Raw genomic sequence first — 14,962 nt, 5'->3', positions numbered from 1 at the left:
CCCCGGCGTCCTACCGGACCGCGTCCCTTTCCGCGTGGTCCCGCCGCAGCAGTACGGCGGTCAGGGCCAGGAAGAGCAGCCCGGCGATCGGGTAGATCCCGGACAGCAGCATCTGGCCGCCGTTCTGGTGGAGTTCCTCATGGTGGTGGTAGCGGTGCGGCACGAACCAGAGCGCGTACGAACAGAAGAGGAGGCCCATCGCGAGCGTCCCCGCCCACCACCGCTTCCCGCTGCGGCTGCCGAAGCCGCCGCGGCCGATGGCCTCCGAGCCGAGCAGGATCAGCATCGGCACGCCCCACACCCAGTGGTGCGACCAGGAGACCGGGCTGACCAGCAGGGCGGTCACCGCGCAGGCGACGGCCGCCCAGGCCCGGCGGCCGTGCAGCAGCGCCACGACCGCGACGGCCAGCCCGAGAACGGCGACGGCGGCCGCGGCCGCCGGCCACCACAGGCCCGGGTCGTGGGTGTGCAGCAGCCGGGCCAGCGCGCCGCGCAGTGACTGGTTGGCGGTGATCTCCACCTCGCCGACCCGGTCGGCGGCGAAGATGATCTCCGTCCAGAAGCGCCGGGAGTCGTGCGGCAGGACGAGCGCGGACAGCAGTGCGGTGCCCAGGAAGGTGAGGCAGGCCACGACGGCCTGCCGCAGCCAGGGGTTCCACGCGCCGCGCGGGCCCGCTCCCGCGCGCAGCCGCTGCCCCGCCCGTACCAGCCCGGCCAGCGCGAGGAAGACGGCGAACAGGGCCGGGGTGAGCTTGATGCCCGCCGCCAGTCCGATGCCGACACCGGCCCACCGGTTGGCGTCCTTGCGTGTCAGGTCCCATAGCACCAGCACGGCCAGCAGCAGGTTGATCTGTCCGTAGCGCAGCGTCGTCCACACCGGCTCGCACCAGACCAGCAGCGCGGACACGGCGAGCGCCGCGGCTAGCGGCGGTACGCGCTTGGGGCGGCCGGCGAGCCGGAGGCCGAGATGCACGACCGCGACCAGCAGCAGGAGGTTGCCGAGGGTGGCGAGGGTGCGCATCTCCGGTACGCCGACCAGCGTCAGCGGCGTGAACAGGAGCGCCGCGAAGGGCGGGTAGGTGTTGGGCAGGTTCGCGGAGGTCGCGACCATGTCGTAGAGGTCCTCGCCGTTGCGGGCGGTCCAGCCCTCGGCGCGGTAGACCATCAGGTCGATCATCGTCACGTGCGCCAGCCGCTGCACGATCCAGAAGGCGGTGAAGGAGAGCAGGCAGCCCACGGCCGCCACCAGCAGCGGGCGGCGGCGGACGAAGCTCCTCAGCGGGGCGGGACCGCCCGGTGCAGCGGACTGTTCCAGCTCCAGCGCGGACACGGCGTACAGCTCCCCAGGACGAATCGGGCACGGCTCGCCGACAGTACATCGCCCCCTTCCCAGGGGGCCGCCCGCAATCGATTTGGCAGAAGGCGGGGAGAGCCGTGTAATGTAGGCGATGCCGCAGCGGGGAGCCGGAAGGAAACCGAAGGAGAGCCGCAGCGGACAAGGCAAGGGGCTATAGCTCAGTTGGTAGAGCGCCTGCATGGCATGCAGGAGGTCAGGAGTTCAATTCTCCTTAGCTCCACAGCAGGATGGCTGGTGAGTCAGCTCACAGCGTCCAGAAGATCCCGCCCGGTCGCATCGACCGGGCGGGATCTTTCGTTTGCGGCAGCCCGTTCCCGGTGGTCCGCATCGGCGCGGCCTTCCGCTTCCGGGCGGTCAGTGGCCGTCCGGAAGCCGGGCGTTGGGCGCGGTCCGGTCGGCTCAGGTCTTTTCCAGGCGCAGGGCGAGGGCGGGGCAGCGGCGGACGGCGCGCTGGGCGTGCGGGTGGAGGCGGGCCGGGAGGGCGGTGTCCGTGATCAGCGGGTAGCCGTCCGGGTCGAGGCGTACGGCTTCGGGCAGCAGCTTCGCGCACAGTCCGTGGCCCTCACACAGGGTCCAGTCCACCGCCAGCCGACCCGCGGCGGACGCCGGGTCCCCGGTTCCGGTCCGCACACCGTCGGCCGCGACCGCCGGTTCCGTTGCCGGCAGGGGCAGTACGCCGATGGTCTCCCGGCCGCATCCGCCGCCGAGGACGTGCGCGGCGAGATCCTCCGGAAAGGCGGCCAGCGCGGAGAGCACGAACCGGGCGGCGCCGTCGGGGTGTTTGCACGCGCCGCGCCCGTGCACGGTCTGCGCGGCGTTCCCTACCGCATCCAGTGCCTCCTGGCCGCCACCTGCCAGCGTGTTCGCCAGGGCCCCGGCCAGCGCGGGCAGGCCCAGTCGGCAGGGCCCGCACTGGCCCGCCGACTCGGCCGCCAGCCAGCGCGCTACGTGCAAGGTCTCGCCCAGCGGGCAGGTGTCGGCGGGCACCGGCAGCACCGCGCCCGCGCCAAGCGCTCCGCCGCCGGCCGCGAGCGCTTCGCGGGTGACGACCGTTCCGTAGGCGGTAGCGGCGTCCAGCCAGGCGCCGTGGTAGCCGCCCACCAGGACGCCGCCGGGGGCCGGATCGGCGGCGCACATCTGGAGGACGTACGAGAGCGGCACCCCGCTCGGCGTCTCGACGACGGTGGGGGAGGGCACCGCGCCGGACACGGTCAGGAGCAGGGTGCCGGGTTCTGCGGGTGCGCCCGTCGAGGCGTACCGGTGTGCGCCCAGCCGGGCCGCGACGGCGAGTTGCGCGAACGTCTCCGCGTTGGAGAAGAGGGTCGGCACGCCGCCGAGCCCGGACTCAGCGGCCCGCACACGCCGCCCCGGCGGCAGCGCCGGGCCGCCCTCCGCGGCCCGGATCAGCGCGGACGCCTCACCGGAGACCAGCCGTTCCGGTGCCCGCACGAGCCGGGCGCGCAGCGACCGCCCGCGCCTGCGGTCCCGCAGCCCGCGCTCGGCCAGCGCGGCACGTACCGACCGCTCGGCCGTGCCCTTGGTCACACCGACCACCAGTGTGCGGGCGCCGAGCGCGTCGGCGGCGAGCAGCGCGCCGTCCAGGACCAGGTGGGGTGCCCGGCACAGCAGGACGGTGTCCTTGCGGCAGGCCGGCTCACCCTCGCAGCCGTTGACGACGACCGCGGGCCGGACACCGGAGCGCCGGGCGTGGTGGGCGACCGCCGTCAGTTTCCGTACGAGCGGGAAGCCCGCGCCGCCGCGGCCACGCAGCGCGACGGCGTCCGCCAGCTCGGCCAGCCGGTCCGCGGTCAGTGACGGCGGCGAGCCGTGGACGAGCAGGTGGGCGCGGCGGTCAAGCCGCTCGGCCTGGTCGAGGCCCGCGGTGAGCCGGGGCGGGCCGAGGGCGAACACCGGCGGGACGTCGGGCAGCGGGCCGCTCATGGGCGGCTCCGGCCGTGCGAGGCGGGCGCGGGGTGGAGGGCATGCCGTCCGTAGGGCGGGGGCGGGGCCTGCGGGGGTGTCCGCTCCGGCGGGGCGGCGGTACTACGGGCGCGCAGGCGGACCCGTAGTACGTGGGGGAGGAAGGTGCGCGCCAGGAGGGCGGCGGCGACGGCCACCAGGCACAGCGCGTACCCGGTGGTGACCCAGCCCGAGGGGCTGCGGCCCGCCTTCAGGCCGTGCACGAGCGCCAGGCACCAGGCCGGGTACGCGCAGGCGTGCAGGGCCCGCCAGCGTTCCGAGGCGCGCCCGCGGCCGGCGAAGGCGCTGCGCAGCGCGCCGGTCGCGGCGGCCAGCACCATCAGATAGCCGGCCGCGGTGCCGAAGCCGATCAGCGTGGCCGCTTCGGGGGCGGGCGTCCCGGTGAACGGGAGCAGCGCGTTCAGGGCGTGGGCGTGGCCTTCGGCGATCTTGACCGCGATGTGCAGGACCAGGAATCCCAGCGCGGCGGTGCCGAGGGCCCGGTGCACCCCCTGGGCGATCAGCCGGCTGCGCGGCAGCAGGACCGTGCGGCCCGCGGCGACCAGCCCCCAGACGACGGCGGCCGTGAGGGAGACGAGGGCCAGCACGCCGCCTGTGAAGTCGAGGAAGCCGCGCAGGGGGTCGGTGCCGGAGAGCAGGAGCAGCGCGAGGGCGGCAACGGCTCCGGCGGCGAGTGCGCGGCGGCGCGCGCGAGGGCGCCGCTGGACGGCCGTCGCCGCGCTCGGTGGAGCGGCGGCTTCGGGGCCGCCCCGGGGGCCCGGGCGGCGGCCGAAGGGCGGCCACAGCGGGCCGCCGTCCGGACGGAGACGGAACCCGGACGAGCCGGGGCGGGGTAAGCCGGGGAGGCGCGGGCCGCGGGCGGCACGGCGCTTGCGGTGGGGGCGCATGCGGGAAAAGTAGGGGGGCACGGGGCTTGGGAGACGGACTTTCGGTAAGCGGGGCGATGCGGGACGGTGCGCTGCTAGCGTCGGTCGTCGGGTTTGTTCGAGGGGCGCTTCGGGTGATCTGTGCCTGCCTGGCCGGGTGGGCTGCCTGGCCGGGACCGATCCGGCCCTCCCCAGCTCGTCTGCGCCCCAGGGGCCCTCGCATTCCCTGAGTCCTGCGAATCCCAGGAGCCCCGGAAGCTCCACGAGCCCCCCGGCCCCTGCCCGCCCGGCCGTACCGCCAGGTGCTCCAAGCGGGCCCGGCGCCCCCTGCGGTACCCTGGCGCCATGCGTGCCGTACGCCTTCTGCTTAGCGGGCCGCGCTGATCAGTACCGACCGGTGAGCTTCCGGTCGGCATCGGCGCGGCGTCCCCTCCTGTGCGAGGGGTCTTTTTGTTTCCGCAAAAATTCGCACTTTTTCGCAGTAGCCGCAGGCAGAGACGACCGATGGAGCTTTGAGGACGATGAGCGAGACTTCTCCGGCTGCCGAGGTGGCAGCGCCGCACCGCTACACGGCAGCGCTGGCCGCCGACATCGAGGCGCGCTGGCAGGACTTCTGGGAGGCGGAGGGGACGTACGAGGCCCCGAACCCCAAGGGTGAGCTGGCGGGCGACCCGGAGCTGGTGGCCAAGCCCAAGAAGTTCATCATGGACATGTTCCCGTACCCCTCGGGCGCGGGGCTGCACGTGGGCCACCCGCTGGGCTTCATCGCGACCGACGTCTACGCCCGCCACCTGCGGATGACCGGCCACAACGTGCTGCACACCCTGGGCTTCGACGCCTTCGGCCTGCCCGCCGAGCAGTACGCCGTGCAGACCGGCACGCACCCGCGGGTCTCCACCGAGGCCAACATCGTCAACATGCGGCGCCAGCTGCGCCGGCTGGGCCTGGGCCACGACCCGCGCCGGTCGATCGAGACGATCGACCCGGCCTACTACAAGTGGACCCAGTGGATCTTCACCCAGATCTTCAACGCCTGGTACGACGCCGACGCCAAGAAGGCGCGCCCCATCGGTGAGCTGGTGGCGCAGTTCGAGGCGGGAGAGCGCGCGACCCCGGACGGGCGCCCGTGGAGCGCGCTGAGCGCCGCCGAGCGCGCCGAGGTGCTGGGCGAGTACCGCCTGGCGTACGCCTCGGACGCGCCGGTCAACTGGTGCCCCGGTCTGGGCACCGTGCTGGCCAACGAGGAGGTCACCGCCGAGGGCCGGTCCGAGCGCGGCAACTTCCCGGTCTTCAAGGCCAAGCTGCGCCAGTGGAACATGCGCATCACCGCCTACGCGGACCGCCTGTTGGAGGACCTGGACGGGCTGGACTGGCCGGAGGCCATCAAGCTGCAGCAGCGCAACTGGATCGGCCGGTCCGAGGGCGCGCGTGTGGACTTCCCCGTCGGCGACGACAAGGTCACCGTCTTCACCACCCGCCAGGACACCCTGTTCGGCGCCACCTACATGGTGCTGGCGCCCGAGCACGAGCTGGTCTCCGGCGAGCGCTCGATCGTCCCGGACGCCTGGCCCGAGGGCACCCATGAGGTGTGGACCGGCGGCTACGGCACCCCGGCCGAGGCGGTCGCCGCGTACCGCAAGCAGGCCGCGGCCAAGTCGGACGTCGAGCGGCAGGCCGACGCCAAGGACAAGACCGGCGTCTTCACCGGCGCGTACGCGACCAACCCGGTCAGCGGCGAGCGCATCCCGGTCTTCATCGCCGACTACGTGCTGATGGGCTACGGCACCGGCGCGATCATGGCCGTCCCGGCGCACGACAGCCGGGACTTCGCCTTCGCACGCGCCTTCGAGCTGCCGATGCGCTGCGTGGTGGAGCCGTCGGACGGCCGCGGCCAGGACCCGGCCGCCTGGGACGACGCCTTCGACTCGTACGAGGCGAAGATCGTGAACTCGTCCGGCGCGGACGTCTCGCTGGACGGCCTGACCGTCCCGGACGCCAAGGTCAGGATCACCGAGTGGCTGGCGGCCAACGGCATCGGCGAGGGCACCGTCAACTTCCGGCTGCGCGACTGGCTGTTCAGCCGGCAGCGCTACTGGGGCGAGCCGTTCCCGATCGTCTACGACGAGGACGGCGTCGCCCACGCGCTGCCCGAGTCGATGCTGCCGCTGGAGCTGCCCGAGGTCGACGACTACTCGCCGCGCACCTTCGACCCGGACGACGCCGACACCCAGCCCGAGACCCCGCTGTCCCGTAACGAGGACTGGGTCAACGTGGAGCTGGACCTGGGCGACGGCCCGAAGAAGTACCGCCGCGAGACCAACACCATGCCCAACTGGGCCGGTTCCTGCTGGTACGAGATGCGCTACACCGACCCGCGCAACGACACGGCGCTGGTCGACCCGGAGATCGAGCAGTACTGGATGGGCCCCCGTGAGGGGCAGCCCACCGGTGGCGTCGACCTGTACGTGGGTGGCCAGGAGCACGCCGTGCTGCACCTGCTGTACGCCCGCTTCTGGTCCAAGGTGCTGCACGACCTGGGGCACATCGCCTCCTCGGAGCCGTTCCACAAGCTGTACAACCAGGGCATGATCCAGGCGTTCGTCTACCGGGACAGCCGCGGCATCGCCGTACCGGCCGCCGAGGTGGAGGAGCGCGACGGCGGGTACTACTACCAGGGCGAGAAGGTCAGCCGCGTCCTGGGCAAGATGGGCAAGTCCCTGAAGAACGCCGTCACGCCGGACGAGATCTGCGCGGAGTACGGCGCGGACACGCTGCGCCTGTACGAGATGGCGATGGGCCCGCTGGACGTCTCGCGGCCGTGGGACACCCGCGCCGTGGTCGGCCAGTACCGCCTGCTGCAGCGCCTGTGGCGCAACGTCGTGGACGAGGCGACCGGTGAGGCCACCGTCGTCGACACCGAGCCGGACGAGGACACGCTGCGCGCGCTGCACAAGGCGATCGACGGTGTCGGCCAGGACCTGGCCAACCTGCGTTTCAACACCGCCATCGCCAAGGTGACGGAGCTGAACAACCACCTGACGAAGGCGGGCGGCCCGGTCGCGCGCTCGGTGGCCGAGCGCCTGGTGCTGCTGGTCGCGCCGCTGGCCCCGCACATCGCCGAGGAACTGTGGCGCAAGCTGGGCCACACCGACTCGGTGGTCCACCAGGACTTCCCGGTCGCCGATCCGGCGTACGTGGTCGACGAGACCGTGACCTGCGTCGTCCAGGTCAAGGGCAAGGTCAAGGCGCGCCTGGAGGTCTCGCCGTCGATCACGGACGCGGACCTGGAGGCGGCGGCGCTGGCGGACCCGGCGGTCGTGGCGGCGCTGGGCGGCGCGGGCATCCGCAAGGTGATCGTGCGGGCGCCGAAGCTGGTGAACATCGTTCCGGCGTGAGGCGCTGATCCCCGGCCCGGGGCCCTCCGGGGACGGGCTAAGGGATGACCACTACGGGCAGGTTGGGGGTTCCACGGGAACCCCCGACCTGCCCGCGGCGTTTACGGTGGAAGAGCCGGGACCCCGGCGCCCGAGCCACCGTGCCGTCGTCATGACGAGGAGAAACCATGGAAGCCGTCGCCGCGATCTTCGGGCTCCTCTTCCTGCTGTTCGTCGCGGCCGGTGTCTTCGTCACGGTCAAGGCCGTCAAGGCGGCCAAGCGCGGCGTGGACCGTGGCGTGGCGCAGGCGCGCCGGACGGTCGAGGACACCACGCTCAGGGCGCGTCAGCTCGCCCAGCCCGGCGTGGCCGGTGAGCTGGCCCAGCTGCGGCTGTCGCTGCGCACGTCGATGCGCGCCACCCAGGACGTGCTGCACGCCGGCGCAGCGGAGGACGCCTCGCTGTCCGAGGCCCTGGGCCTCTTCGAGCGGCTCAGCGCGCACGGCCACGAGCTCGACGACGAGCTGAAGCGGCTGGAGCGGGAGCCCGACCGGGCCAGCGTCGCGTCCCGCCTGCCGGAGCTGCGGGAGCGGCTGGAGCGCATCACGCACTCCGCCGAGTCGCTGCGGTGGGCGGCCCGGGACCGCGCCCGGCAGTTCGCGGACGACGATCTGGCGACGCTGGGCGAGCAGATCGACATGGAGGCCGGGGCGCTGCGGCACTGGGCGAAGGAGCCGCTGGAGGACCGGCTCCAGGCGTCCGGGGAAGCGCCGGGGACCGCGGCAGGCGGGGCCGGTGCGGCGGCGTCCGGTGCGGCGGCCTCCGGTACGGCCGCGTCCGCCGGTTCTGCCGGAAGCACGGCGGGTCGGAAGTCGTGGGAGCCCGCGGAGGACGAGACGCCCGCCCTCACGGCCCGTGATCCGCGTACGCAGCCCACGTACCCGTGGCAGAAGGCGCCGCGTAAGGAGCGGACCACCTGATTCAGGGGGCGCCCTGCGCCGGAGAGGCCGGTGGAGGGGCGATGGCGGGGCCGTCGAGGGTGCGGCGGGGCGGTCGGTGAGGCGCGGCCCCGAGACTCTTGGCAAACCCTTGGCCAAACCTGAGGGATCATGAAAGGGCCCGTACTGTCGGGCACCGGCATCCCCGGATAACCTCCCAGTCATGTCCCGCCATGTCGCGATCGTCACCGATTCAACGGCCTACCTGCCGCGGGCGGCACTGGAGCGGCACCGGATCACGGCGGTACCGCTCACCGTCGTCCTCGGGGACGAGGCCCTGGAGGAAGGGACCGAGATCTCGGCGAGATCGGTCGCCCAGGCCTTGCAGAAGCGCCGGTATGTGACGACGTCACGGCCCAGCCCCGAAGCCTTCGCCGCCACCTACCGGAACATCGCCGGAGAAGGCGCGCAGAGCATCGTTTCCCTGCACCTGTCCTCGGAGTTCTCCGGTACCTACGACGCGGCGGTGCTGGCGGCGGCGGAAGCCCCCGTACCGGTACGGGTCGTGGACACCGGCATGGTCGCCATGGCGCTCGGCTTCTGCGCCCTGGCAGCGGCCGAGGCGTCGGAGGCCGGGGGGAACCTGGACGAGGCGGTCGCCGCGGCCGAGAAGCGCGCTGAACAGACGTCCGCCTACTTCTACGTGGACACCCTCGACTACCTGCGGCGAGGCGGCCGGATCGGGGCCGCGCAGGCGCTGCTCGGCTCGGCACTCGCGGTCAAGCCGCTGCTCCAGCTCGCCGAAGGCCGGATCGACCTCCTGGAGAAGGTCCGTACGGCCTCGAAGGCGATCGCCAGGCTGGAGGAGATCGCCGTGGAGCGGGCGGGGGAGGGCCAGGTGGACATCGCCGTACACCACCTCGCGGCGGCCGAACGGGCGGACGCCCTGGCCGAACGGCTACGGGAGCGGGTACCCGGCCTGGCGGAACTGCACGTGAGCGAGGTCGGCGCGGTGATCGGGGCACACACGGGGCCGGGGCTGCTGGGGGCGGTGGTGTCGCCGCGTTAGAGCGGGGGCGGGGCACGGGGCACGGCGATAGGGGCGGCGGGCGAGCGGGTGGGCTGGTGGGCTGGCGAGCGGGTGAGCGAGAGGACAGGTGGGCGTGCGGACGAGCGGGTGAACCGACCGCCAGGGCGCTGATGCGTTGGGGCGTCGGAGCACCGAGCCCCGGTGCCCCGAGGCTCGGGTGCCGGTGCCGGTGCCGGTGCCGGTGCCGGTGTCGGTGCCCTGGTGCCCCGAGGTGCCGGTGCCCCGAGGCGCCGATGCGCCGTGGCGCACTGTGGCGAAGCGCGAGTACGGAGCGCCGTCACGGGGGAGTGGTCACACAGGGGTGAGGGCGCCGAAACGGTCCCTCGGGTGACGCGGTTTTCCACAACCGGCCGGTTATCCCCGGGATTTGACGGCCCGCGGCGAGATCGGCGCGAAGTCCCTAACGTCGCTGGCATGACGCAGCAATCACTCTCCGCAACCGTCCGTAACGACTCGATCTCTCGCTCCGACCGTGATCCGGACCTCGGTTCCCACCGTGGTCCCGGCATCGCACCTGGCCTCGATTCCGGCCTTGGTCCCGGCCTCGTCCCCGGGCCTGTTCCCGGCCTTGCTTCTGATCCCGACGCCGGGGCCGACCCGGACTTCGGGACCGGGATTGGTCCAGGCTCCCCGCCCGATCGTCCGCCTCGCCGCAGGGGAGCGGCGCGTCTGGCGGTGCGGGGCCGGTCGGCCCGGCGCGCGGAGACCGCGACGGCGATACGGGCACGGGCCGAGGCGCTGTTCCGCGGCCCGCCGGGGCCGGGCCGTCGGTCGGGCCCGCGGGCAGCCACCGGTACGGCGAGGGAGGACGACGAGGTGGGCGGCCGTGAGCCGGTCGTCGAGGAAGCGGACCGCGGCCGGACGACTGCCGCCGACGAATCCACCGCCAGCCCTACCCGAGATCCCGCTACGGGCCCCACCCGAGACGCCGCTCCAGGCCCCGCCCTAGGTGCTGTCCCGGCTCCGGCCCCGGGGCCCACCCTGGAACCGGCCCCGGACCCTGGACTGGCTTCGGCCCCGAGTCCCGCCCCAGGTACCGCCCCGGCTTCAGCCCCGGAATCAACTCCGCCCCCAGCTCCCGCTCCGGATCTCCGAACGGACCCACCCCACGAGCACCCGCAGACCGCATCCCCACCTCCTGGTCGCGTCGCCCGTCTGGCCCTCTCCGTGCGGGAACGGCTGCCGCTGTGGGTGCAGTCGAGATGTGCGATCGACCCGAAAGCGCTGTTCGCCCTGGTCGTGGTGCTCGTGGCGGCGGTGGCCCTCGCGGTGCACCACTTCTGGTCGGCCCGGTCCGAGCCCGTACGAGCCCCGGCCGTCGCGCATGCCACCCCGGCCCCGACCCCGGCTCCGGCCCCGCCGTCGCAGGCGGTGGCACCGACGCCGGGTGGAGTACCACCGCCCACCGCGGCACGGCTCCTGGTGGTCGACGTCGTCGGAAAGGTGCACCGGCCCGGCATCCACCGGTTGCCGCCCGGGTCGCGGGTCGCCGACGCCCTGCGGGCTGCGGGCGGTGTGCTGGACGGCGCGAACACCCGCGGCCTGAACCGGGCCCGGCTGCTGGTCGACGGCGAGCAGATCGCCGTGGACACGCCGGGTGCAGGACCGGCGCCGGGAGCGGCAGGGCAGGGCGCGGCCTCCGGGACGGCCGCAGGCGCCGGGACCGGCTCGGCCTCCGGCGCCGGAGCGAGCGGCGGCGCCTCGTCCGGCAGCGCCGGGGCACCCGGTGGTACGGGCGCCGGCGCCGCCCCCGTCAGTCTCAATGCCGCGACCGCGGAACAGCTCGACCAACTTCCCGGCGTCGGTCCCGTCCTGGCCCGGCACATCATCGAATACCGCACCGCACACGGCGGCTTCACCTCCGTGGAACAGCTCCGCGACGTGAACGGCATCGGCGACCGCCGCTTCGCCGACCTACGCCCCCTGGTCCAGCCATGACCACCGGCCGCGCCGAGCCGCCTCCGCCCGGCACCGACGACGAGACCGTCCCCGACCGTGCCGCTGTCCCCAACTGGGCCGCTGTCCCCGACCGTGCCGCCGTCCCCGACTGTGCCGCCGTTCCCGACCGTGCCGCCGTCCACGCCGCCGCGGTCTCGCCGTACGGTGCCGCCGATCCCCGCCAGGAGGAGCAAGGCGTCGATCTTCGTCTGGTGGGGCCCGCGCTCGCGGCGTGGGGCGCGGCGGCGCTGGCCCTGGGGTGGTCCGGCAACTCGGTGGCGGTGGCTTGTGCGGTGGCCCTGCTGCTGGCCGCGCTCGTGGTGCTCGGCGCGGTCCGCCGTCCGGGCCGGCGGATCGCCGGAGCGCTGGTCACCCTCGCCGCGATCTTGCTGAGTGCGGTCGCCGGAGCCGCGTCCGCCGGTCTGCACGCTGCGGACGTACGGCGTGGCCCGCTGCCCGAGCTGGCGCGCCGGCATGCCTCGGTCACGGCCGAGGTGGCACTGACCGGTGACCCGCGGCTGACCCGCCCACGGGTGCGCGGAGCTCAACAGGCGCCTCCCTCGGTCGTGTTCACCGCGGACGCGATCCGCGTCACCGCTGCGGACGGCGCGGTCACCAAGACCCGCACTCCCGTCCTGGTGGTCGTACAACGCACGAAGCGGCTCTCCGACTGGCAGCGCCTCCTGCCGTCGACCCGCATCCGTATCGCGGCCCGCGCCAGTACGCCCCTCCAGGCGTCCGAAGGCGTCGCCGCCGTCCTACGGGTGTCCGCCGGCCCCGGCCCTCAAGTGGTGCAGGCGCCCGACGCCTTGCAACGGTTCGCCGGTGATCTGCGGGCCGGCCTCCGCGCGGCCACCGACGACCTGACCCCCGATGCCCGCGCGCTCCTGCCGGGCCTGGTGGTCGGCGACACCTCGCGCGTCCCGCCCGACCTCGACGACGCCTTCCGTGCCACCGACCTGACCCACCTGCTCGCCGTCTCCGGCAGCAACCTGACCATCCTGCTCGTGCTGCTCATCGGCCCGCCCCACCTGTCCGTACGGGCCGAACGCCGCGGCCTGGCCCCGCTCCTGGGCCTCTCGCTGCGCACCACCGCCCTCGTCGGCGGCTCGGTGGCGCTCGCCTTCGTCATCGTCTGCCGCCCCGACCCCAGCGTGCTGCGGGCCGCCGCCTGCGGCCTGATCACGCTGCTCGCCATCGGTACGGGACGCCGCCGCTCCCTCGTGCCCGCGCTCGCCGCCGCGGTCCTGGTTCTCGTGCTCTACGACCCTTGGCTCGCCCGGAGTTACGGCTTCCTGCTCTCCGTCCTGGCCACCGGCGCGCTGCTGCTCCTCGCGCCCCGCTGGAGCGCGGCCCTGCAACGCCGCCGGGTGCCGCCGCGGCTCGCCGAGCTGATCGCCGCGGCGACCGCGGCGCAAGCGGTCTGCGCGCCCGTCATCGTGGTGCTCGCCGCCCGCGTCGGCCTCGTCGCGGTGCCCTGCAATCTGCTGGCCGAACTGGCCGTCGCACCGGCCACCGTGCTGGGTTTCGCGGCGCTCGCCACCGCGCCGTTCGCCCTGCCCCTGGCCCAGGCCCTGGCCTGGTGCGCGGGCTGGCCGACCGAGTGGATCGCCGGTGTCGCCCGTACGGGAGCGGCGCTGCCCGGCGCGGAGTTCGGCTGGCCGGGCGGCTGGGCCGGTGCGCTGCTGCTCGTGGCCGTCACGGTGGTGTGCGTCCTGATCGGGCGTCGGCTGCTGCGTCGCCCCTGGCTGTGCGTCCTCGGCGTACTGGTGCTGCTCGTGGCGGTCCTGCGCCCGGCGCCGTTCACCCGTGTCATCACCGGCTGGCCGCCGCCGGACTGGCGTGCCGTGGCCTGTGACGTGGGGCAGGGTGACGGCCTGGTGCTCGCCGCCGGAGAGGGAACCGCCCTGGTCGTGGACACCGGCCCGGAGCCGGACGCCATCGACCGCTGCCTGACCGACCTGGGCGTGCGCCGTATCCCGCTCCTCGTCCTCACGCACTTCCACGCCGACCACGTCAGCGGGCTGCCCGGCGCCCTGCGCGGGCGCTCGGTCGGTGCCATCGAGACCACGACCCTCTCCGAACCGTCCGGCCAAGCAGCCTTCGTGCGCCGTACGGCAGCGGCCGCCGGGGTGCCGGTGATCGGTGCCGCGCCCGGGGAGCAGCGCAGCGCGGGACCGCTCAGCTGGCAGGTCCTGTGGCCGCCCGCCACCGATCCCGGTGATCCCGCCTTCTCCCACGCCGCCTCCCGCGCGGTCGAGGGCCCGAACGACGCCAGCGTCACACTCCTGGTGCGGACCGCGGGCCTGACGTTCCTCCTCCTCGGCGACCTCGAACCGGTCGCTCAGCAAGCCCTGTTGGCCGCGCGCCCCGATCTGCCCACCGTGGACGTCCTCAAGGTCGCGCACCACGGGTCGGCCTACCAGGACCCGCAGCTGTTACGCCGCTTGGCGCCGCGCGTGGCGCTGATCAGCTGCGGTGCCGGCAATCCGTACGGCCACCCGGCGCCACGCACCGTCCAGGCGCTGCGCTCCCAGGGCGCCAGGGTGCTGCGTACGGACACCGACGGCGCCATCGCGGTGCTGGGCGGCCGGGACCGGCTCACCACCACTGTCAGGCGTGGCAGACGGAGCCGAATACGGCCGCCCGGTCGGCGCACGGGACGTGCCCGTATGTGCGCAGGACGTTCCTCGCCGTGTCGGAGTCCCACCAGTGGCTCGCCGGCCGTCCGCACGACCGGTGGCGGAAGCGGTTCCGCGGCATCCGACCACCCCTGGAATCAGGACCTGTAGACTCCAGAAATATGAGGATGAGCGAGGGCGTCGAGTGGGCCCTGCACTGCTGTGTGACCTTGGTCTGGCTCGGAGACGAGCGGCCCGTGTCGACAGCCCGGCTGGCCGCCTCGTTCGATTTGCCCCCGGCCTACCTGAACAAGCGCCTCCAGGCACTCGTACGGGCCGGCATCCTGTCCTCGACCCCCGGTGCCCGCGGCGGTTTCCGGCTGGCCAAGCCGCCCGAGCGGATCTCCCTGATGGACGTCGTCGCCGCCATCGAGGGCACCGAAGACGCCTTCCGCTGCACGGAGATCCGTCGCCGGGGCGCCGGGGCCGAGGCGCCCGACCGGGACTTCCGCCGTCCCTGCGGCATCTCCACCGCGATGCGCAGGGCCGAGTTGGCCTGGCGTCGCGAGCTCGCCAAGCAGACTCTCGCCGACGTCCTGGCCGGCACCCCGGGATCAGCGGCGGAGCGCACCCGCCGCTGGTTCGCCACCGAAAGGACGAGCACCTGATGGACTCCCCGCAGCGGCCGGCCCAGCCACCTCATGTAACCCCGGCACCCCAGACGCCACAGGTACCCCAGGCGCCGGACACACCCCAAGCACCGTACGCACCCCAGGCGCCGCAAGCCCCACAGACGCC

The 14,962-nt window shown here is 73.9% G+C and carries 9 protein-coding genes and 1 tRNA gene; 7 read left to right on the top strand and 3 right to left on the bottom strand.

What is annotated here, in order from left to right; translation table 11 throughout:
* Window positions 1–10: 10 nt before the first annotated feature.
* On the bottom strand, window positions 11–1,330 hold the full coding sequence (locus tag ACH4FX_RS09185) for a glycosyltransferase 87 family protein (protein ID WP_398476744.1): 1,320 nt from the start codon (window positions 1,328–1,330) through the stop codon (window positions 11–13).
* A gap of 174 nt (window positions 1,331–1,504) precedes the next feature.
* On the opposite strand from ACH4FX_RS09185, the gene ACH4FX_RS09180 reads away from it, so the two are divergent.
* Window positions 1,505–1,577 (top strand) — tRNA-Ala (locus ACH4FX_RS09180).
* Between the two features lie 179 nt (window positions 1,578–1,756).
* Here the strand turns inward: ACH4FX_RS09180 and ACH4FX_RS09175 are convergent.
* Together ACH4FX_RS09175 and ACH4FX_RS09170 are read right to left on the bottom strand one after the other, a co-directional pair.
* A complete protein-coding gene (locus tag ACH4FX_RS09175; protein WP_398476743.1) occupies window positions 1,757–3,298 on the bottom strand; it encodes an NADH-ubiquinone oxidoreductase-F iron-sulfur binding region domain-containing protein in 1,542 nt (513 codons plus the stop codon).
* Window positions 3,295–4,224 carry a hypothetical protein gene (locus tag ACH4FX_RS09170; protein ID WP_398476741.1) on the bottom strand — a complete coding sequence of 310 codons (930 nt, stop codon included), beginning with the start codon at window positions 4,222–4,224 and terminating at the stop codon, window positions 3,295–3,297. Before ACH4FX_RS09170 ends, ACH4FX_RS09175 begins: the two co-directional genes overlap by 4 nt.
* Window positions 4,225–4,724: 500 nt before the next feature.
* Between ACH4FX_RS09170 and leuS the strand changes: the two genes are divergently transcribed.
* The 6 genes from leuS (at window position 4,725) to ACH4FX_RS09140 (ending at window position 14,832) form a co-directional block, all read left to right on the top strand.
* Window positions 4,725–7,598, top strand: coding sequence for a leucine--tRNA ligase (gene leuS, locus ACH4FX_RS09165; protein ID WP_398476739.1), 2,874 nt, complete (start codon window positions 4,725–4,727; stop codon window positions 7,596–7,598).
* 167 nt (window positions 7,599–7,765) lie between these two features.
* On the top strand, window positions 7,766–8,557 hold the full coding sequence (locus tag ACH4FX_RS09160) for a hypothetical protein (RefSeq protein WP_398476737.1): 792 nt from the start codon (window positions 7,766–7,768) through the stop codon (window positions 8,555–8,557).
* Between the two features lie 181 nt (window positions 8,558–8,738).
* Complete coding sequence (locus ACH4FX_RS09155) at window positions 8,739–9,584, top strand: DegV family protein (RefSeq protein WP_398476735.1); 846 nt, start codon at window positions 8,739–8,741, stop codon at window positions 9,582–9,584.
* Between the two features lie 1,188 nt (window positions 9,585–10,772).
* Entirely contained in the window at window positions 10,773–11,543 is a 771-nt protein-coding gene (locus ACH4FX_RS09150; protein WP_398476733.1) for a helix-hairpin-helix domain-containing protein, read from the top strand.
* Window positions 11,540–14,335, top strand: a complete 2,796-nt coding sequence (locus tag ACH4FX_RS09145) for a ComEC/Rec2 family competence protein (protein ID WP_398476731.1) — start codon at window positions 11,540–11,542, stop codon at window positions 14,333–14,335. The genes ACH4FX_RS09150 and ACH4FX_RS09145 overlap by 4 nt, the downstream gene beginning before the upstream one ends.
* A gap of 11 nt (window positions 14,336–14,346) precedes the next feature.
* Window positions 14,347–14,832 (top strand): RrF2 family transcriptional regulator, encoded by a 486-nt coding sequence (locus tag ACH4FX_RS09140; protein WP_398476729.1) that lies wholly within the window; start codon window positions 14,347–14,349, stop codon window positions 14,830–14,832.
* Window positions 14,833–14,962: the final 130 nt, after the last annotated feature.

Source organism: Streptomyces sp. NPDC018019, assembly GCF_044327805.1.
Taxonomy (GTDB): domain Bacteria; phylum Actinomycetota; class Actinomycetes; order Streptomycetales; family Streptomycetaceae; genus Streptomyces.
The sequence above is the reverse complement of the archived record's forward strand: the minus strand, read 5'-3'. Positions and strand labels throughout refer to the sequence as shown.